General features: G+C 69.0%; 16 protein-coding genes and 5 pseudogenes. 6 read left to right on the top strand and 15 right to left on the bottom strand.

Going from position 1 to position 18,859, the window contains the following annotated elements; all coding sequences use genetic code 11:
• From AB0J71_RS47490 to AB0J71_RS47465, 6 genes are all read right to left on the bottom strand, one after another.
• A partial coding sequence (locus AB0J71_RS47490) for a hypothetical protein (protein ID WP_364420890.1) occupies nucleotides 1-211 on the bottom strand: 211 nt, incomplete at its 3' end.
• Nucleotides 212-1,977: 1,766 nt separating this feature from the next.
• Nucleotides 1,978-2,439 carry a DinB family protein gene (locus tag AB0J71_RS47485; RefSeq protein ID WP_364420894.1) on the bottom strand — a complete coding sequence of 154 codons (462 nt, stop codon included), beginning with the start codon at nucleotides 2,437-2,439 and terminating at the stop codon, nucleotides 1,978-1,980.
• A gap of 112 nt (nucleotides 2,440-2,551) precedes the next feature.
• Nucleotides 2,552-2,803 (bottom strand): DUF2000 family protein, encoded by a 252-nt coding sequence (locus AB0J71_RS47480; RefSeq protein ID WP_352329520.1) that lies wholly within the window; start codon nucleotides 2,801-2,803, stop codon nucleotides 2,552-2,554.
• A 165-nt stretch (nucleotides 2,804-2,968) separates the two neighbouring features.
• Nucleotides 2,969-3,385 carry a hypothetical protein gene (locus AB0J71_RS47475; protein ID WP_364420888.1) on the bottom strand — a complete coding sequence of 139 codons (417 nt, stop codon included), beginning with the start codon at nucleotides 3,383-3,385 and terminating at the stop codon, nucleotides 2,969-2,971.
• Nucleotides 3,382-4,143 (bottom strand): class I SAM-dependent methyltransferase, encoded by a 762-nt coding sequence (locus AB0J71_RS47470; RefSeq protein WP_352329516.1) that lies wholly within the window; start codon nucleotides 4,141-4,143, stop codon nucleotides 3,382-3,384. The genes AB0J71_RS47475 and AB0J71_RS47470 overlap by 4 nt, the downstream gene beginning before the upstream one ends.
• Entirely contained in the window at nucleotides 4,127-5,338 is a 1,212-nt protein-coding gene (locus AB0J71_RS47465) for an MFS transporter (RefSeq protein WP_364420886.1), read from the bottom strand. The genes AB0J71_RS47470 and AB0J71_RS47465 overlap by 17 nt, the downstream gene beginning before the upstream one ends.
• A gap of 49 nt (nucleotides 5,339-5,387) precedes the next feature.
• Here AB0J71_RS47465 and AB0J71_RS47460 point away from each other — a divergent pair, with 49 nt between their 5' ends.
• Together AB0J71_RS47460 and AB0J71_RS47455 are read left to right on the top strand one after the other, a co-directional pair.
• Complete coding sequence (locus AB0J71_RS47460; protein ID WP_352330929.1) at nucleotides 5,388-5,771, top strand: MerR family transcriptional regulator; 384 nt, start codon at nucleotides 5,388-5,390, stop codon at nucleotides 5,769-5,771.
• Nucleotides 5,683-6,168: pseudogene (locus AB0J71_RS47455) on the top strand (50S ribosomal protein L11 methyltransferase); the annotation flags it as partial. The gene AB0J71_RS47460 and the pseudogene AB0J71_RS47455, both read left to right, overlap by 89 nt.
• A gap of 16 nt (nucleotides 6,169-6,184) precedes the next feature.
• Here the strand turns inward: AB0J71_RS47455 and AB0J71_RS47450 are convergent.
• The 5 genes and pseudogenes from AB0J71_RS47450 to AB0J71_RS47430 form a co-directional block, all read right to left on the bottom strand.
• On the bottom strand, nucleotides 6,185-6,442 hold the full coding sequence (locus AB0J71_RS47450; protein ID WP_364420884.1) for a recombinase family protein: 258 nt from the start codon (nucleotides 6,440-6,442) through the stop codon (nucleotides 6,185-6,187).
• A 461-nt stretch (nucleotides 6,443-6,903) separates the two neighbouring features.
• A complete protein-coding gene (locus tag AB0J71_RS47445) occupies nucleotides 6,904-7,017 on the bottom strand; it encodes a hypothetical protein (protein WP_364420892.1) in 114 nt (37 codons plus the stop codon).
• A 35-nt stretch (nucleotides 7,018-7,052) separates the two neighbouring features.
• Nucleotides 7,053-7,355 (bottom strand): annotated as a pseudogene (locus AB0J71_RS47440) (alpha/beta fold hydrolase); the annotation flags it as partial.
• 262 nt (nucleotides 7,356-7,617) lie between these two features.
• Complete coding sequence (locus AB0J71_RS47435) at nucleotides 7,618-9,840, bottom strand: MMPL family transporter (RefSeq protein ID WP_364420882.1); 2,223 nt, start codon at nucleotides 9,838-9,840, stop codon at nucleotides 7,618-7,620.
• Complete coding sequence (locus tag AB0J71_RS47430; RefSeq protein WP_364420880.1) at nucleotides 9,837-10,979, bottom strand: serine hydrolase domain-containing protein; 1,143 nt, start codon at nucleotides 10,977-10,979, stop codon at nucleotides 9,837-9,839. Before AB0J71_RS47430 ends, AB0J71_RS47435 begins: the two co-directional genes overlap by 4 nt.
• A gap of 269 nt (nucleotides 10,980-11,248) precedes the next feature.
• On the opposite strand from AB0J71_RS47430, the gene AB0J71_RS47425 reads away from it, so the two are divergent.
• Together AB0J71_RS47425 and AB0J71_RS47420 are read left to right on the top strand one after the other, a co-directional pair.
• Complete coding sequence (locus AB0J71_RS47425; protein ID WP_364420878.1) at nucleotides 11,249-12,430, top strand: sensor histidine kinase; 1,182 nt, start codon at nucleotides 11,249-11,251, stop codon at nucleotides 12,428-12,430.
• Nucleotides 12,427-13,119, top strand: coding sequence for a response regulator transcription factor (locus AB0J71_RS47420; RefSeq protein ID WP_352330842.1), 693 nt, complete (start codon nucleotides 12,427-12,429; stop codon nucleotides 13,117-13,119). The genes AB0J71_RS47425 and AB0J71_RS47420 overlap by 4 nt, the downstream gene beginning before the upstream one ends.
• Nucleotides 13,120-13,143: 24 nt before the next feature.
• On the opposite strand, the pseudogene AB0J71_RS47415 reads toward AB0J71_RS47420, so the two are convergent.
• Nucleotides 13,144-13,245: pseudogene (locus AB0J71_RS47415) on the bottom strand (SDR family oxidoreductase); the annotation flags it as partial.
• A gap of 339 nt (nucleotides 13,246-13,584) precedes the next feature.
• Between AB0J71_RS47415 and AB0J71_RS47410 the strand changes: the two are divergent.
• A protein-coding gene (locus AB0J71_RS47410; RefSeq protein ID WP_364420876.1) for an IS3 family transposase occupies nucleotides 13,585-14,828 on the top strand; the annotation gives its coding sequence in 2 pieces (ribosomal slippage) (nucleotides 13,585-13,867 and nucleotides 13,867-14,828; 1,245 coding nt in all).
• Nucleotides 14,829-14,964: 136 nt separating this feature from the next.
• Here AB0J71_RS47410 and AB0J71_RS47405 read toward each other — a convergent pair.
• Nucleotides 14,965-15,504 (bottom strand): annotated as a pseudogene (locus AB0J71_RS47405) (transposase); the annotation flags it as partial.
• Nucleotides 15,505-15,652: 148 nt separating this feature from the next.
• On the opposite strand from AB0J71_RS47405, the pseudogene AB0J71_RS47400 reads away from it, so the two are divergent.
• A pseudogene (locus tag AB0J71_RS47400) lies at nucleotides 15,653-16,423 on the top strand (IS701 family transposase); the annotation flags it as partial.
• A 126-nt stretch (nucleotides 16,424-16,549) separates the two neighbouring features.
• Here AB0J71_RS47400 and AB0J71_RS47395 read toward each other — a convergent pair.
• A complete protein-coding gene (locus AB0J71_RS47395) occupies nucleotides 16,550-17,599 on the bottom strand; it encodes a VCBS repeat-containing protein (protein ID WP_364420874.1) in 1,050 nt (349 codons plus the stop codon).
• Nucleotides 17,526-18,734, bottom strand: a complete 1,209-nt coding sequence (locus AB0J71_RS47390; protein WP_364420872.1) for a hypothetical protein — start codon at nucleotides 18,732-18,734, stop codon at nucleotides 17,526-17,528. The genes AB0J71_RS47395 and AB0J71_RS47390 overlap by 74 nt, the downstream gene beginning before the upstream one ends.
• Nucleotides 18,735-18,859: the final 125 nt, after the last annotated feature.

Genomic DNA, 18,859 nt, shown 5'->3' with positions numbered 1-18,859 from the left:
CCTGCAGGGAGTCCACACCGAAAGCCGCCCCGACTTCCTGGTCGCCCAGACCCAGGATCTGGTGGGGACAGCACCAGTCGCCGTTCACGCTCAACTGGTCGAGGCGCGGCGTGCCGAATCTGATCGTCACCGGCCTGCGCGTACCGTCCCCAGCGAGAGCCTCCAGCTGCCGCTCGACGGCGATTTCGCCCAACTCGTACGTAATCTCCATACTCCTAGTCTGCGGGAGCCCCAGACTGGTATCACTTCACATGCTCTCGGTTGCCAACAGGGCGATCTTCACCTGATGTCGACACCCTGTTCCGCCCCCTCGACCAGTACCTTGCCGAGGCGCCCGTCCTGCCGCCCGTCCTGCCGCTCGTTCCATGGGTGTCGCCGGCGGGGCGTGGCGTACGGGGAGGCGCGGGTGGCCGCCCCGACTCCCTGTCGCACAGCCGGGCCTCCGCCGCGTACGAGCGGGGCCGTCATGGATTCCGCCACCGAATGGGCGATCCTGTTCTCGCCTCCAACGCCTACGCCTGGGCGCCGTCCACCAACACGGCGCGTACGGTCGCTGCCCCCTTCGCCGAGATCGGCCTCCTCGTGGTCGACCCCGACGACATCGCCGCCGTGACGCTGACGCAGACCGGCCACGCGAAGGCGACGTACGAACTGACCGGGCCCACCCCGACCACCCCGCCTCAACGCGCGGCGGCAACCGCGGCCGCCATCGGCGAGCGGCGGCGCGGGCCGCGGCCCGGAGTGTGGCGAGGATGCTGGAGATGTGGTTGGCGACCTGGCGCGAGATGGAAGTGCTCCATGAGGTCAGGCGGCTGGTCAGGCCGGTTGTCCACGGGTACTGGGCGCCCTCGGGCTTGCGGCCCGGGACGGTCTCGGCGTTCGCGGTGATGCTTCGGGAGACGGCGGTCACTCCGTGCCGTTCGATCGACCTGGGTGACCAACGCCTCCAGCTATGTGTTCGCGCCGAAGGCGTGAAGGAGGATGCTTCGCCCGGTTTCAGGTCGGCGATGAGCAGGACGACGTCGTCGGGATGGCGCAGCGCGCGCAGGCCCTCTGACGTTGGACGAGGTGGGGCGGACGCCCGGTGGAACGGCGTGCCGCGGCCACCTCACAGTCCGGGGGCTACGATCACCGCGCTGATCGCTGAGCTCAGCAGCAGAGTCGCGCCCAAGATGGGTCCAGCTGATCGGCTGCTCGGTGTGGTCGCATCCTGCTGGCGTGGCGCCACCACACCGAGCGCGACCAACTGGACGACGCCGACGATGGCCACACCGAGGTCGTTCAGAAGCAGTGCCAGGGGCAGGATTTCCTGTGGACCCGCGGGCGCCCCGCGGAGTTGATCGCAGTGCGCGGCCCATTCCTGGATCGCCCGCGCGCATCGGCCGTACTCAGTAGTTCTGTCGTGTTGAGATGGGGTACGCGCAGCATGAACGGCGTTCCACGGAGTCGGTTCACCCGAGCGGCCACGAGGTGTGCGCGCCTGCCGATCCCCAGCAGACCGCCCACCAGCAGGAAAGCCTGCGCCAACACGATCGCCACTCCGGCAGGCTCCGGCGGCTCCAGTGCCACCTCGGCCGCCACCGCTGCCACGAGCCCCCCGCCATGGTCAGCGCCAGCCGTCGCTTGGGCTTCCTGATCCAGGCATGCGCCGCCTCCCACGCCTCACGCGAGGCGAGCGTCTCCCGGGTGCGCAGCCCGGCCACTCCGTTGCGCGTGTCGGTCGCACCGGTCTCGTCATGGAACGGGATCAGCACCAAGGCCAGAGCCGGGAGAGCGAGGATCGCGGTGATCAGAAGGGCACTTCCGAGGTTGACGCCATCTCGGAAGTACACTCCTACGGCGGGTGACCTGCACATCGAGCAACAGGCTACAGAACTGGGCGAGCCGATCCAGGTCGACGGCGTCGATGACCATGCCGCCCAGGCGAAGGCCCGGCCCTGCCTGGCTTATGCGCTCCCTCGCTCGTGTGCTTCTCGCTCATACGCCCCTCGCCCCGTCGATGCGTTCGCGCAGCAGGTCGGCGTGGCCGTTGTGGCGAGCGTACTCCTCGATCATGTGGATGAGCACCCAGCGCAGCGAGAGCCGCCCACGCCAGGCGTCGTGGCCCTCGACGTTGAGGTGGGGCGCTTCGGCGACGTAGGCGTCGGCGAAGGCCACCTCCTCCCGCCAGGCCCGCCATGCTCCGTCGATAACCTCGGGGGCCGGCACGGCGCCGTCGAAGTCGCCGTCGGGGTCCTCGGCGGAGGAGAAGCGGGGCGGCGCGTCCTGACCGGCCAGCACTGCCCTGAACCAGCGGCGCTCGACGTCGGCGAGGTGCCGGACCAGCCCGAGCAGCGACAGCGTGGAGGGCTCCACGGACCGCAGGGCCAGCACGGTGTTCAGGCCCGCGCACTTCAACTTCAGCGTCGCTCGCTGAGCGGCGAGGACGTCGACGAGCATCGTTCGCTCGTCTCCGAAGGCGGGGAAGGTGAACCGGCTGTCGTCCTCGCCACCGAGGATCTCACTTCTTCTCCGGCGGCTCGTGTTGGTCATGTTCTTCAGCCTTTCTGAGTCACGCGAGCAGGGGAAGCCGTTTGGTCAGGGCAGTCACGCGATTACGCCGCCCGAACACGGCGACGGCTACGAGGCTGACGTGTTGCGACGGGGTGGTCTTCAACGCGGCGAGGTGGTCGTCGTAGTCTCGGGCGCGCTGGGCCACCTCGTTGAAGCCCACGGTGATCAGGTCATCCTGGGCTAGGGCGCGGTGGTGCAGCTCTCGTAGTTCGGCGGGAGCGATCAGGACGGCGACCGGGTGTAGGTTCAGGCCCGCCTGCCATCCTCAGCCGGCGTCCACACCGTCGCCGCCCAGCGGGTCGCTCAGGCGGGCGCCCAGGCTGAGCCCGATCGCCGCGGCCGCGTTCACCGCCGGCGGGGGCTTGAGGTCGTCACGAGTTTCGTGGCCATGGGCGTGGTCGATCTTCCTTTCCCGTCACAGAGAAGCGGAGGCCGAGGGAATGGTGTCGAGGCGGCGCCGGGCCAGCCGCGATGCCGCCTGGGCGGGTGTCACCTGCTGACAGTCCGCCGCGTGGAGGAGGTCGGCGACGGTGTTCTCGATGGTCTCGACGCGCTTGCGCGCCTCCAGGGCGGTGCCGTGGTGCGGTTCCATGCTGATCGCGTTGACGACGCCGCCCGCGTTGACGACGTAGTCCGGCACCCACACGATGCCGCGTCGGTGCAGGAGGTCGGCGACGTCCGGGGTGGCGAGCTGGTTGTTGGCGGGTCCGGCGATGGTGGCACAGCGCAGCTCGGGCACGATCTGCTCGGTGAGGACTCCGCCGAGCACGGCGGGGACGAGCAGATCGCCGGCTCTGGCCCGGTCGAGCGGGCCGGCGAAGTGGACGGTCACCTCTCCGCTCCGGCCTTCACCGCGATCAGCAGACGCATGCCGCGCGGACCGGTCTCGTCGCGCCGCACCGCAAGTCCGGCCGCCGCGCATTGGGCGGCGAGCCAGTCGGCGCCGAGGCGGAGCTTGGGGTAGCTGCTGGCCTGCTGGTTCCAGGTGTCCCCGGTACGGGTGTACAGCACGTCGTGGACGAGGACGGTGTCGCCGCCATAGTCCAGGAAGCAGGTGAGCAGTCGATCGGCGGTGCCGCGGACGAGGATGAACCGGTCGGTGCCGGTCAGGGGCAGGGTGAGGTCGCGGTAGGTGATCACCAGCCTCCCTCCCTCGGCGAGGGCTACGGCGATGTCGCCGAGCAGGGCGATCACGTCGTCCTTGCTTGTCAGATGGGTCAGCGTGTCGCCCATGCAGACGATGACGTCCACGTCGCCGGGCTGGGTGATCAGAGGAAGCGCGGTGCGGATGTCGGCCTGGACGGGGCGGATCGCGGGGTCTCCATCTGCTGCGGCGGCCAGCTCGTCGAGCAATGCCTTGCTCGTGTCGACGGCCAGCACGGGAGAGAAGCCCAGCCGGGCCAGGGCCAGGCTCTGGTTGCCCGGACCGCAGCCGAGGTCGACGGCGGTGGCGCCGGAGGCTGTCGGAGCGACGCCGAGGCTGCGCAGCAGGTCGGCTTGCTCGGCGGCCAGGGCGGCCAGGTCGCCGCCGAGCATCCAGGTGTAGTGCCGGGCGAGCAGCCGGTCGTAGTGGTCAGCGGCCAAGGTCATGGGTCTTCCTCACTGTTGTGGATGCGGCCGGGCGCTCCGGTGGCCTCGTGGCGGAGGCGCGCCCGGGCACGGCCAGGTAGGACAGCAGCAACCCGGCAGCGCTGAGCACGGCTCCGGCCAGGCCCGTCCAGCGCAGTCCGGCGGCGGTCACGACGCCGGCGCCGATCATCGAGCCCACCGCGTGGGCGAGCATGAACGCGGCCACGTTGATCGTGACCGTCAGGGTCGGGGCAGCGCCCGCGCGTTGCACGATCAGGGTCTGCAACGGAGCGACGGTGGCGGTGGCCAGCAGCCCGAGCCCGAGCACCGCGGCGGCCGCCATGGGTTTGTGCACGACGGCCAGCGGCAGCACGGCGAGCAGCGCGGTCAGGGAGGCGAAGATGCCGCGCAGCGTCGCCCCCACGGACCGGTCGGCGAGCCGTCCGGCGACGAGGTTGCCCAGCAGGCTTCCCACTCCGTAGGCCAGCAGCAGCCAGGAGACCACGGACGGGGTGAATCCGCTCACCTGGACCAGCATCGGCGCCATGTACGTGAACACCGCGCCGACCCCGGCGAAGCCGACGGCCGTGGTGGCGATGGCCACCAGCACCGGCCGCCGGGCCAGCACCGAGAGCTCTGCGGCGACGCTCGTGAGCTGCGCCGGGACGCGCGGCAGCGTGAACGCGAGCAGTGCCAGGCATGCCAGTGCCAGCGCGGCCAGCACGGCGAAGGGGAAGCGCCAGCCCAGGTTCTGGCCGAGCGCCGAACCGAGCGGTACCCCGAGCAGGTTGGCCACGGTCAGTCCGGAGGTCACGGCGGCGATCGCGGAGCCGGCCCGCCCGGGACCGGCCACGCTGGTGGCCGCGATCAGCGTCAACGCGAAGAACGTGGCATGGCCGATCGACGAGACGACCCGCCCGGCCAGCAACACCGGATAGTTCGGCGCCAAGGCGCTCACCACGCTGCCCACGACGAAGACCGCCATCAGGGCGAGCATGAGCCCTTTGCGCGGCAGTCGCATGGTGGCGATCGCCACCAGCGGCCCGGCGACCACGGTGCCGAGCGCGTAGGCGGTCACCACCTGCCCAGCCACAGCGACCGAGACCCCCAGATCGGACCCGATCTGCGGCAGCAGGCCGGCGGCCAGGAACTCAGCGGTGCCGACGACGAAGACGCTCACGCACAGAGCGGCAAGCACCGGAAACGTTCGCCTCATGCGGGGAGGTTAGACTCTGACATCCATGTCAGAGTCAAATGGAGGCGTCGTGCGTATCGGGGAGCTGTCGTGTCGTACCGGGGTTCATGAGCGGCTGCTGCGTTACTACGAGAAGCAGGGCCTCCTGTGGCCGGAACGAGCGGCCAGCGGTTACCGCTACTATCAGGAATCGGATGTCGACACCGTCCTGCGCATTCGCCGTCTGCTGTCGGCCGGGCTCAACACCGAGACCATCGGGCAGGTGCTGCCTTGCATACGGGTCAAGGCCGGGAACCTGGTGCCCGTCTGCCCGGAGATCATCGACGAGCTGCAACACCAGCGTGAACGCATCACCCGCGCCATCGATGAGTTGCAAGCCTCGCGTGACCTACTCGACGCCGTCATCGCCGCCGCGCCCCTCACCGTCTCCTCGTCGGCCGGCCCCGCCTCCTGACGATCCACCAGGCCCCGTCGAGGCCGGCCGTCCGGCGAGCGTCCGGTTGAGGACCTCGGCGAACTGCTCGGCATGGGGCAGCGTGGGGCGCAAGCTGGAAGCCAGCCCGGGTGTGCACCGGCCGTCGACTTTCTCCGCCTTTCTCGCCTCCACCTTGGACGACACCCGAGACCAGGTCGTATTGGACGCGGGGTGCGGAGCTGGCCTGGTCACTCTGGCCGCCTTGACCGCTGGAGCCCGGCACGTGATCGCTCAGGACTATGACGGGGCCGCGCTTGCCGACACCGCCCGCAACGTCATCCCGTTCCTCGGTCACGAGGCTCGCAAGCGACTCACCCTTTGGGAGGCCGACTGGCGTCTCCTTGCCCCGATGAGCGCAGATCTTCTCGCCGTCAATCCGCCGCAACGTCCCACTACGGGTCCGCACCACCGCGGCAGCCGTCCTCGATCCAACCGCATTGCGAGACCCGAACTGGACCGAACCCCAGCTCATTGGCACCCACACCCGCCGCGCCCGCTAGGACGACGGCCTTGTCGAGTTCGGGCCGGGCAGTGGCGCGGGTGGAGATCTTCTCGAAGAAGATGCGGGTGACGCTGGCGGCCTTGAGGGAGTCGAGTTGGGTGTCCAGGGACTGGCGAACGGTGGAGGCGCGGGCGTAGCCGATCCGCACGTGCCCGGCCGGCTCGGTGCCGGCCGTGGCCGGGCGGGCAGTTCGATCCAGGCCGTGCCCGGCTTGCGGACCGGTGGGGTGGCCACGGTGAGGGCCTTGACGAGTGCGGGCACGAGCCGGAAGCGGGCGGTGTGGTACTGGACGGCCACCTTGCCCTTGCCGGTCCGGCAGGGCGAGCCGGCCGGGGCGGCACAGGAGGTCATCGGGCAGGCGTGGGCCTCCACGCGGAGGTAGTCGTCTTCGCTCACCTCGGAGGTGTGTCATGGGAGCGTTTCAGAGTGCCTATGTGTTTGCACCGACCTATGAAGCAGCGTTTCCTCTGGACACGCCCAGTCGCACGCGACGTTTCATAGGCGGTCGCCTATGAAACATCGAGACGACTACCCGCCATGGTCATTCTCAGGGGTAACTGCTGTCCGCCGGTTCCTCAACCTGATGCTGACCAGCGATCCAGGCCTGACTCAGCGCGCGAAGCCATCCAAGGCAGCAGGAACGGCCTTGGCCATGGTGCTGCTGCCGGTATGCCCCGAGTCGTCCACCACGACGAGCCGGGCGTCGGGCCAGGCCTGGGCCAGTTGCCAGGCGTTCTCCAGCGGGCAACCCAGGTCGAGAGGTGCTCACGCAGCCGTTCCATGTCCGCGACCAGGTGCTGGGTGGTGTTCGTGCTCAGATCGACGGCCGGGTCGCTGGCGTGCGGCAGGCTCCGGCCGCAGTTGCGCTGATCGAACAAGATGATGCGGTAACGCTCGGGGTCAAAGCCGCGGCGTTGATTGGGCGTGCAGCCTCCGCCAGGGCCGCCATGGACGACGAGCGCGGGCTTGCCCTCGGGGTTGCCGCAGACCTCCCAGTAGATGAGGTGGCCGTCGCCGGTGTCGAGGTGCCCGTGGTCGTAGGGTTCGATCGGGGGATACATCGCCCCAAGATACAAGCGCCGGCGCCCGAGTCAGCGGCGCCACTTGCACGCGCTTGCGCTGCCACTGCAATCAAGATCCTTCTCAGCGCCAACGGCTGTCCGCCGGTTCCTCAACCCCGGAACAGTCTCGGCGGGAGACCCCTGCCCGCATCACCTCCGAGCACGACGACACGGCTGCTGACACCAGGCGAGATACCTGCACCAAGCGGTGTGCTTCTGGCGTACTCCGGCCGTACCCCTTCCATGCCATCAGGGGCGGCGGCTATGGCGAGCCCCAAGAGGATGGGGCCCGGTCGGGTGCCAGGGCGGGTTCGGGCGCACGGTCCTGCGGGTTCGTGGTAGGTCGAGGGCGGACCGGCCACCAGACGGCCCGACCGAGCAGTGCGGCGAGTGCGGGGACCAGCACCAGCGACACCACAAGCGCGGAAACCATGATGCCCAGCGTCATCGCGAAGGCGATCTGTTCGTTGCCCGAGGATGTGGCAAGGCTGGCGAAAGAAGCGGCTAGCACCACGCCGGCCGTCGTGATGGCCGGTGTCGTGTGCCGTACGGCACGGGCCACGGCGGCGCGGGCCGGACCTGGTCGCCGCATCTCCTCCCGGATCCGGTCGGTGATCAGGATGTTGTAGTCGGTGCCCAGGGCGACGACGAACAGGAACAACACGAGCGGGAGGGTGAAGCTGACGCCCGGCTTGCCGAGTATGTGCTGGAACAACAGGGTGGCGGCGCCGAGGGTGGCGGCGAAGCCGAGCCCGACGGAGAGCATCAGGATCACCGGCGCGAGCAGGCTGCGCAGGAGCAGCAGGAGGATCAGCGCGATCAGCGCGGCCGCGGCCGGGAACACGATCGTGAGGTCGTGCTCGACGGCCGTCGAGATGTCGGCGATGATCGCCGGGGTCCCGCCCACGTGTGCCGTCGTCCCGGCGGGCGTGTGCTGGGCGACCGCGGCCCTGATCGGTCCGGAGGCCAGGTCGCGGGCCTGCCGGCTCTGCGGGTCCGCGGTCGGATAGAGGTCGATCCTGGCGGCGCGGTGGTCCTTGTTCAGGACGGTCTTCGCGACCTGGCCCACACCCTTGACCTGGGTGAGCGCTCGCGACAGACCGTCCAGCCGGTCTGCGGTGAGGGCGGCGTCGTCCTTGGAGGTGACAAAGACGCTCGTCGGGTCCGACACGCCGGCCGGGAGCGTACGGGAGATCTCGGCCGCGGTGGCTGCGGCGGGGGTCCGGGTGCCGGGGCTGCCCTGGCCGTAGTCCATGCGGATGCCGATCAGCCCGGTGGCCAGGGCGGCGAGTAGGGCGACAGAGGCGGTCAGCATCATCAGCGGGCGTCGCGTGACCAGCTCACCCAGGCGGGCGGCACGGCCCTCGCGCGTCCCGCGCTGCAAGGCCGTCCTGGAGGGCCAGAACATCTTGCGGCCGGTGGCCGCGAGCAGCGCCGGCAGCAGGGTGAGGCTGCCGAGCAGCATCACCAGGATCGCGACGGCGATCGCCGGGCCCATCGAGCGGAACTGCCCGAAGGTCGCCAGTCCCAGCGTGGCGAAGGCGGCCACGATGGTCAGCGCCGCCGAGGTGATCGCGGTGCCCACCCGGCCGGAGACCTGCCCGGCCACCTCGCGCGCTGACTGCTCGGGCCTGGCCCGCAGTGCCTCGCGGAAGCGGAACAGCAGGAACAACAGGTAGTCGATGCCGATGCCGAACAGGACCACGTTGATCAGTCCGGGGGTGCTCGCGTCGAGCTTGAGCCCGGTGATCATCGCGGCGCCCGCGACGGCGCCCGCGGCCACGAAGCCGATCAGGGCGACCGCGAGCAGCGGCAGCAGGGCCGCCAGGACGCTACGGAACACCAGCACGTTGAGGAGGATGATGAGCCCCATGATGAGCCCGCCGCCGACCGTCGTGGCGGTCTTGCGGGAATCGACGGTGTCGACGGCGTCGGCGAGAGGTCCGGTGAAACCGGTACGCATGCCCGCTTCTGAGAAATGCGTCCGGGCGGCGTCCCTGAACGTCCGGTAGACACCCTGGACGCCCTTGTCCGCACGATTGCCGATCAGCTCGACGGAGAGCAGCTCGAAACCGCGGTCGGGCGCCGTCATCGCCGGGGCGATCGTGGGGGTCTGGGAGCGGTCGGGGACCAGGTACTGCTGCGGACCGTCGTCCTCCCTTGGCATGATCACCCGGCGCTTGGCCAGCTTCGCCGCCTCGGCCTCGATCCGCTTCTGGTCGGCGGCGCTGAGGGCCTTGCCGTCGGAGCGGGCGACCAGCACCGTCACCGTGGTCGCGTCGGGATTCACCCCGAACCGCTCCTTGGCGATGTTCAGGGCGGCGGCCGAGTCGTAGCTGCGGGGCAGGAAGTCCCCGGTCTGGTTCTGGGTGACCCGGTCGAACAGGGTCGGGGTCAGGGCGCTCAACGCGACGCCCAGCACCGCCCAGAGGGCAATGACCTTCCATGGGTGTCTGGTGGAGTATCCGGTCAGGGCGCGGATCACGACGTGCTCCGGCGGACTGTGGCGGCGCAGAGTGCGTTGTCGATCAGACGGGCCGTGGCCTGGCCCTGCTCCCGCGTGCCGGGATAGGTGGTCCGGGAGACGACCACGCTGGTACGGCCGTCCTGGGTGACGGCGTTGTCGGTGATGAAACCCGGGGTGCCGCCGGGGTGCGTCCAGGCCGTGACTCCGCAGCTCAGTCGCTGCTTGGCCATACCCAGACCGAACTCCCTGCCGGGCACGCCGACGGGGACCGTGGTCATCATCTTCTTCAGCTGTTGCCGCGACAGCACCTGCCCGCCCAGCAGTGCACGCCAGAACCTGGCCAGGTCTTCTGTGGTGGTGACGGCCTCGCCCGCCGGGCCGGCCCAGCCGAGGCTGAGCAAGGTGGAGCGGAACGGGCGCGCGGTTCCGGCGTCCTCGGTGTAGGACTGCGCGTGCGGCTTGGGCAGGAGTGGGGAGTCGCCGGGCAGGGTCGTGTTCCGCAGCTTCAGCGGCTTGATGATCCGGCGTGTCACCTCCTCGCGCCAGGAGTTGCCGGCGGCCTTCTCGATGATCATCCCGGCCAAGGTGTAGTTGATGTTGGAATAGCTCCAGCGGGAGCCGGGGGCGAACAGCGGTCGATGGCCGACGCTGAGCGCCACAAGCCGCCGCGGACTCATGCGCAGGAATCGGTAGGTGCGGTAACCCCGCTGCGTGTGCATCTTCTTCTCGATGTCGCCCACGGAGTCGTGCAGGCCGCTGGTGTGCTGGAGCAGGTGCTTGACGGTGATCGCGCGTCCGTCGTTGCCGTTGCCACGCACCAGCCCGGGAAGCCACCGCTCGACGCTGTCGCCGACGGAGAGCCGCCCCTCCGCCTCAAGCTGCAGAATCACGGCGGCGACGAAGGTCTTGGTGTTGCTGCCCATCCGGAAATGCCCGGCGCTCGGGACCGGCACCTGACGGCCCAGCACCGCCGTACCGCTGGACGCGGCCAGATCGGCGCGGGGCGAGCGCACCCGAGCCTGCACGCCCAGCGTGCCGGCGTCGCGGATCGCGTCCAGGTCCGCTTGCAGGGCCGCCCGGTCGTAACCGGGGGAAGACGCGTGCGCCGGGCTCATCACCAACACACCGGCCGACACGGCCACGGCCGCTGTCACCATGACCGCAGAAAATCGACGCCGGCCAACACTCATTCTTGCCTCCTGGCAGATGCACCTGGTGCCGGGGGTTCCCGGCCGGTATCCAGACCATCAGTCAGAAGAGCGGCAAACCTCCTGGCAGCGGATGATCCTGACCGGGGCCCTGGGGCCCTCTCCAAGGCCGCGACCAGGACCGTGGTCCTGGTCCAGGTCCGCGTGGTGAGAGCATCGCAGCCGCTGTGCAACCCTGGTCCGGGGGCCAAGAGGCCTGATACAGGGGGAAGTCAGACATGTCCAGGAGCCGGTACGTCGGGTCCGGCGATGCTCGGGAACTGCCGTGGAGCCGTAACGACGCCCTCGTGACCGGCGGCGCCTGCGTGATGAACCTGCTCAGTTACGTGTTCTTCAACGCCTCCGACGGCCCGCACACCGTGAGCGTGACCGGGTTCCTCTTCGTCGCGGTGACGGCACTGCCGCTGCTGGCCCGGCGCCGCCACCCGGTGGCGGTGCTCGCCGCCGTCCTGGCACTCGACGCGACGGCCACCCTGACCGTGCCGCTGCCCCGGCACTTCGGCGCCGTTCTGGTGGTCGCCCTGTACTCGGCGGCCAGGGCCTGCCCCGGCCGCGTGACGGCGCTCGCGGCCGTCGTCACGGTGGCGGTGACGCTGCTGAGCCAGAGCGACGGCCGCATTCCGCCTTGGCAGGAGGCGATCACCCCGCCGCTCACCACCCTGATCGTCGTCGGCGCCGCCATGGCGATGAACCGCTGGCAGCGGGAGGTGGACGCCAACCGCAGGCTCCTCGCCGACCGTGCGGTGGCCGACGAACGCCGCCGCATCGCACGGGAGTTGCACGACATCGTGGCCCACCACATCACCACCATGCAGCTGATGGCCGGCGGCGCGCGGGCCAACCTCGCGGAACCGGAGGTGGTCAAGGAAGCCCTGGTCACCCTGGAGTCCTCCGGGCGGCTCGCGTTGCGCGAGATGCGCCAGCTCCTGGACGTACTGCGGGACGGCGACGAACCCGCGGTCGCGCCGTCCCGGCCCCAGCCCGGCATCGACGACCTCGACCGTCTGGTGACCGAATCCCGCTCCGCCGGAGTGCCGACCGAGTTCAGCGTCCAAGGGCAGCGGCGACCGTTGCCGCCGACCGTCGCTCTCACGGTGTTCAGGATCACTCAGGAGGCCCTCACCAACACCCGCAAGCACGCGGGGGCCGCCCACGCGTCCGTGGAGCTGACCTACCGTCAGGATCGAGTCGTCGTCGAAGTGCGCGACGACGGTGGGGACGGCTCGCCGCAGGAGGGGGCGCGCGCCGGCGGATACGGCCTGATCGGCATGCGCGAACGCGTCGCCCTGCACGGCGGCACCCTCACCGCGGGCCCCCAGGCCGACGGCGGGTTCGCCGTGGTCGCCGACCTGCCGCTGACCGCGGACGAGGCCGTCCAGCACGAAGGGGCCCATCGATGACCGCGTCGCCGATCAGGGTGCTGATCGTGGACGATCAGTCGCTGGTACGGCGCGGCCTGTCACTGATCCTTTCCCCCGACCCCTCCTTCGAGGTCGTGGGAGAGGCCGAGAACGGCGCGCAGGCCGTCACCCTTGCCCGCCAACTACGCCCCGACGTCGTGGTGATGGACATCAGGATGCCCGTTCTCGACGGGGTCGGCGCGACCAGGGAACTCGCCTCCACCGTGCCCGGCAGCCGGGTCCTGGCCCTCAGCACCTTCGACATGGACGACTACCTCGTGGGCGCCCTGCGCGCCGGAGCCTACGGGTTCCTGCCCAAGGACAGCTCACCTGAGGACCTGAGCGCGGCGATCCGCACCGTCCACGCCGGCGAGGCCGCCGTCGCGCCACGCCTGCTCACCCGGCTGATCTCCACCTACGTACGGGCGCCTCACGGCACCCGGCCGACACCCACGGGCCTGGACGAACTCACGCCCCGCGAGGTCGAGGTATGGCGGCTGATGGCCACGGGCCTCGACAACACCGAGATCTCCCGCGCCCTCGGCCTCAGCCTCTCTACCGTCAAGAACTACATCACCAGCATCTTCGACAAGCTCTCCGTGCGCGACCGCGCCCAGGCGGTCATCGCGGCCTACGAATCAGGCCTGGTCACCGCCCGCCAGGTAACCGGGAACCCGCCTACCGGATAGCGCGGCCTGCCGATGCGGATGCTCTCACACCACCGCGTCGCCACCGTCCACGACCAGGTCACCGCCCGTCACCCAGACCGACTCCGCCGAGGCCAGGAAGACGGCGGCGCCCGCGAGGTCCTCCGGGGTCCCGCACTGGCGGGATTACCGTCGGATACTGCCCTGAGCTGGGGCTAGTGTCATCCACCTGAAATTCGTCGGCAATATTGAGCGAGGGATTCGAGGATCTCCTCGGCTGCCTTGGTCCACGCGAGCCGGCTTGGGGGCCTCGTTCCACTGGTCCATCCAGGCGCGGATGTCCACGCAGGCCCGTGCCGCCGGGCTCGGCTCGTGAAGATCGTGCAAGATCCAGGGCCGGAGCCAGAACACGGCGCAGCCGCAAGAACGGCCAGCCAAAAGCGGAACAACGCCGCCTGAATCGTCCCGGGTTCGGTGGAGACTTGATCTCTTGAGAGGATCGAGTCCATGCCAGGTAAGTCTCCCTATCCCGCCGAGCTGCGCCGTCGAGCGGTGCGGATGGTCGCCGAAGTACGGCCGGATTACCCGACCGAGTGGGCCCCCATCAACGCGGTCGCGACCAAGCTCGGCATCGGCACTGTGGAGACATTGCGCACTTGGGTCCGCCAGGCCCAGACCGACGAGGGCAGCCGGCCAGGCCGCACGACGGACGAGTCGGCCGAACTGAAGCGGCTGCGCCGGGAGAACGCCGAACTGCGGCGGGCGAACGAGATCCTGAGGGCCGCCTCGGCTTTCTTCGCGGCCGAGCTCGACCGGCCACACACGCACTCGTGACCTTCATCGACCAGCACGCCGAGGTGTTCGGTGTCGAGCCGATCTGCCGTGTCCTGACCGAGCACGGCTGCCCCATCTCCACCAGCACCTACTACGCCGCCAAGAACCGACCGCCCTCGGCCCGGGCGGTGCGGGACGCCGAGTTGGACGAGCACATCGCTCGCATCCACGCTGATAACTACGGCGTCTATGGTGCCCGCAAGATATGGCACCAGCTGCAACGGGAGGGGCATCGGGTGGGCCGCTGCACCGTCGAGCGGCGCATGCGCGTCCTGGGCCTGCAAGGCGCCCGTCGCGGGAAGAAGGTGCGAACCACGACACCCGACCCCGGGCATGAGCGGGCCGGCGACCGGCTGCAGCGCGACTTCACCGCCCAGCGGCCGAACGCCGCCTGGGTCGCCGACTTCACCCACGTTTCCGCTTGGTGCGGGGTGGTCTACGTGGCCTTCGTCGTCGACATTTACTCCCGGGCGATCGTCGGCTGGGCCGCCTCACTCACCAAGCACACCACCCTCGTACTGGATGCCCTGGACATGGCCCTGTGGCGGCGCAAACGCGCCGGCCATCCGGTCGAGCAGGGCTTGATCCATCACTCGGACGCGGGAAGTCAGTACACGTCTTTCCGGTACACCACGCGCCTGCTGGCGGCCGGGATCGACGCCTCCATCGGCACCGTCGGCGACGCGCTCGACAACGCCCTGATGGAATCGCAGATCGGCCTCTACAAGACCGAGTTGATCAAGCCCCGAGGCCCCTGGCGCAGCCTGGCCGACGTCGAGCTTGCCACCGCCGAATGGGTCGCCTGGTTCAACGCCACCCGCCTGCACTCAGCGATCGGTCACCTACCACCAGAGGAGTTCGAAGGTCTCTACTACGCTCAACACCACCCCAACGAACCCATCGCAATCAACCGCTGAGGTCTCCATCAAATTCGGGGCGATTCATCTGGCTCCTTGAACGACCTGTGAGGGGATGGCCGTCGTCGGGCCGGCGTGACGGTCAGAACTGTGACGGTGCCTTGTAGCGGCAAGGCCCCTATCGGGACACGTCGGCGGTGGCGACCAGGCTGTGCACGTTGATCGTGCGGCCGCCCTCGCACACCTTCTGTGTCAGCGCATCCAGCCACACGAATGTGTACGGGCCGGCGTCCAGCACCCGCGTCCGGAACGCCTCGACCTGCTCATCCAGCACCTTGGCCATCTGCGAGACCTGGCTTTGGAGATGTGCTTGATGCCGAGCTGCTCGACCAGCTTGTCGACCCGCCGGGTGACCCGCCGGGTGGAGACGCCGAGCAGGTAGCTGGTGGCGACCACGCTGATCAGCGCCTGCTCAGCCCGGGCGGCGCCGCTCCAGGAGCCAGTCCAGAAAGTAGGAGCCCGACCGGAGCTTCGGGATCGCCAGCTCGATCGTTCCGGTGCGGGTGTCCCACTCGCGGCTGCGGTAGCCGTTGCGAGAGTTAGTCCGTTCGCTGCTGCGCTCGCCATAACCGGCTCCCCACAGGCTGGCGGCCTCAGCCGACATCAACGCTTCGGCCATGGTCTTCACCATGGATCGCAACAGATCCGGGTCGTCGGTCTCGATCTGCCGCGCCAGTCACTGCCCGGGCGTCACACTGTTGTCCGCGGCCATCACGTGCTTTCTTCGATCTTGGTTTGCGCCTACGAAGGATCACGCGATGGCCGTCACCATTTCACGGCGCCACGCCTCTTGAACAGGTCAAACTCGTACACCACTCCCGTGGACGCAACCCACCGATCCACGGGTGGCCGCGCGACGAGACCGGTGCGGGATCCCCGGACGGGAGCGGCATCGTCCCAAGTGGATGATGGCGGTGGAGATGCTCGATGCGCTGATCGAGCAAGGGCTGCGGCCTCCGCTGGTCGTGGCCGATGCCGGTTACGGCGACAGCACTCAGTTCCGCAGCGCCCTGGACGAGCGCGGGATCGGCTACATCGTGCAGGTCAAAGGCGACGCCCTCGCGCACACCCCAGACGCGGTCGCAGTGCCCCGGGTCTGGTCCGGCCGAGGCCGGCCTCCCACCCGGACCGGCCTGCGTTACCCCGACACCGCCGTCAGCTTGGCCGGACACGTCCGGGCCGCCGGCCGCGACGCCGCGGTCACGCTCACCTGGCGCGAAGGCTCCAAGGGCGCCATGAGCTCGCAGGTCGTCTTCCTGCGGGTGCGCCCGGCCGGGCACCGCATCGCTCGCGCCGACGACGGCACTCTGCCTGAGCGGTGGCTGATCGCGCAGTGGCCCGACCACGAGGACCAGCCGGTCAAGTACTGGCTGTCCAGCCTGCCTGCCGATACCGAACCAGCCGACTTGATCCGCTACGGCAAGATCCGCTGGCGGATCGAGCACGACTACCGCGAGCTGAAGACCGGCCTGGGATTGGACCACTTCGAAGGCCGATCCTGGACCGGCTGGCACCGCCACGTCACCCTCGTCACCGCCGCACGCCTGTTCATCACCATGCTGCGACTCGACCCAAAAGCGGCTGCGCCGGTCTGACCCTCTACAAGGTCATCCGCGAGTTACAACTGCTGCTCGCGACCTGGACCGGCGCATGCCCTACCTGCCATCGAAGGCTGAAACCGTCACGCCGCAGCAGGCATAAGCAAACCTAACAAAGCACTACTAGCCGATCCAGCCATTGCCGATCTTCACCGGTTGCTGGCTGCTGTAGCCGCGTTTGCTCTCGCCGGGGTAGAGCCACAGGTCCCAGGTGTCGTAGTTGATGGCGATGATGTCCTGGTGGCCGTCGGCGTCCCAGTCGGCGACGCTCGCGACGACATACCGCTGCCAGCCGTTGCCGATCTGGACCCGGGGTTGGCTGCTGAAACCCCGGATACTTTCACCGGGGTAGAGGATCAGCAGATCGTTTCCGGTGCCGTTGCCGATGACGTCCTGGTGGCCGTCGCCGTCCCAGTCGGCCACCCATCGGATGTAGCGGAGGACGCCGGCCATGACGACTCCCACCCTTGGCTGGTTGCTGTAGCCGCGTTTGCTCTCGCCGGGATAGAGCCACAGGCCGTTGCCCTCGTACTGCGCCAGGATGTCCTGGTGGCCGTCGCCGTCCCAGTCGGCCAGCCCGCGGATGTGGTAGCCGCCCCAGCCGTTGCCGATCACCACGGGTTGCTGGCTGCTGTAGCCGCGCTTGCTCTCGCCCGGGTAGAGCCACAGCAGGCCGGTGCTGCGCTGGATGGCGAGGATGTCCTGGTGGCCGTCGGCGTCCCAGTCCGTCATGCCGCGGACATAGAAATCGTTCCAGCCGTTGCCGATTCTCACCCGTGGCTGAAAGCTGTAGCCGCGCCTGCTCTCGCCCGGATAGAGCCATAAGTAGCCGGTGCTGCTGTCGATGGCGATGAGGTCTTGGTGGCCGTCGCCGTCCCAGTCCGTCACGCCTCTCAGGGAGATGGTGGGAGTCGCGGTCGCGTGCGCGGGCGTGGTGGACGCCAGCGCGACGACTGTCGCGAGGAGGATCGTTGCGGCACGACGGGTTTTCGATGGGCGTTGAGCTGATCGCAGCACGTGTTCCTCTTTCTGTGCTGGAGCGACGGGTCTGCGCCGAGGATCGCATTCGCCGTTCCAGGTGTCGAGCGGCAGGGGCTGCTCACAGTCGCGGCGGCGGCTCCGGGCGAGCGGGTGCTCGCCGACTTCGATGTAGCCGGAGAACAGGCCGATCACACAGAAAGGCGCACTTCATGCCCTTCTGCGGGGTGGGCGTAGGCGTTGATCGTGGCAACCGGAGCCACGAAGGTCCGGCTGTTCTTCTTGTTCCAATCCCATCGCTGATTGACCGGAACGCTGCTGCGCAGGACAAAGCCCTGGCCGCACGGGTTGGCCGTCGTGACGGATGCCTGAGCCGGGGAAGTTGGGGGGCAGACCAAGTACGAGAGAAAGGGGCAGTGACGCCTATGACCTGTGACGTTGCCCGTTCGATTTCGGGTTCCCCGGCCAGGAGGGCCTTTGAGGCTGCGTACAGAATTGAGCGGTAGAGGGGCCTTTGTCCGGCCAATGCGCCACCATGTGGCTGGACAAAGGGCCCCCAGGCGGCGCCCAAGGGGCGGGCCGCGCGCTCGGCGGGGCCGCGGCGGTGATGGTTACAGCAGGCCGCCGCCGCGGTGGACGACGTGGAGTTTGCCGTCGTACGCCGCGGCGGCAGGGCGTTCGACGGAGGTGGCAGCGGGACTGAGGGGGTGTCGGTGCTCCAGCTGGTGCCGTTGAAGCTCGACCAGTAGAGCTTGGTGTTGCGATTGGTGTAGCTGCCGCGGTGGACGACATACAGCTTGGTCCCGGTGCCGTCGTTGAAGACCGTCAGGGAGGGTGAGACGGCACTGTTGTGGGTGCCCAATGGGACGGAACTGCTCCAGCTGCCGCCGCCCATGATGTTCCGGCGCGCCCAGTAGAGTCTTTCGTCGGAGTCCGGGCCGCGGAAGACGCAGTACAGCTTGTTCTGGAACACGGCGAGTGCCGGACCGTCCGCGCTCTTCTGGTCCCAGGCGTTGCCGTGGTACCAGCCGTTGCCGTTGTAGTACACCGTATGCAGGAGCACGCCGAGCCGTGCGTAGTCCTCCGCCGTCCCTTGGCTGCGATCATCCAGTCCCAGCATGCCGGACTCGACGTCCCAGAAATGAGCGATGAAGTGCTCGCCCGGCGCCAGCAGCGCGCTGGCCTCGGCGAGCTGCCCGGCGATCGAGGAGCGCGGATCTTGACAGTCCTTGGTGGAGCAGCGGCCGATGAACGCGATTTTGGCCGGGCGGGTGCTGACGGCGGCCCGGTAGCCGGGCAGGTCGCTGAGGTCGATCGGGGCGTCGAACATGTGAGGCCGATCCTTGCGCTGGTCGAAGGGATACCGATGAGCCCTCCTGTTGCCGGGGAGGGCATCACCCCCACATGCGTGGGGAGCATCCCCGCGAGCGCGGGGCCGACAGGCCGCCAGTGAGG

Origin of the sequence: Nonomuraea sp. NPDC049637, assembly GCF_040675235.1 — a bacterium.
Taxonomy (GTDB): domain Bacteria; phylum Actinomycetota; class Actinomycetes; order Streptosporangiales; family Streptosporangiaceae; genus Nonomuraea.
Note: the sequence above shows the minus strand (reverse complement) of the source record. Positions and strands in the feature narration are given on the sequence as shown.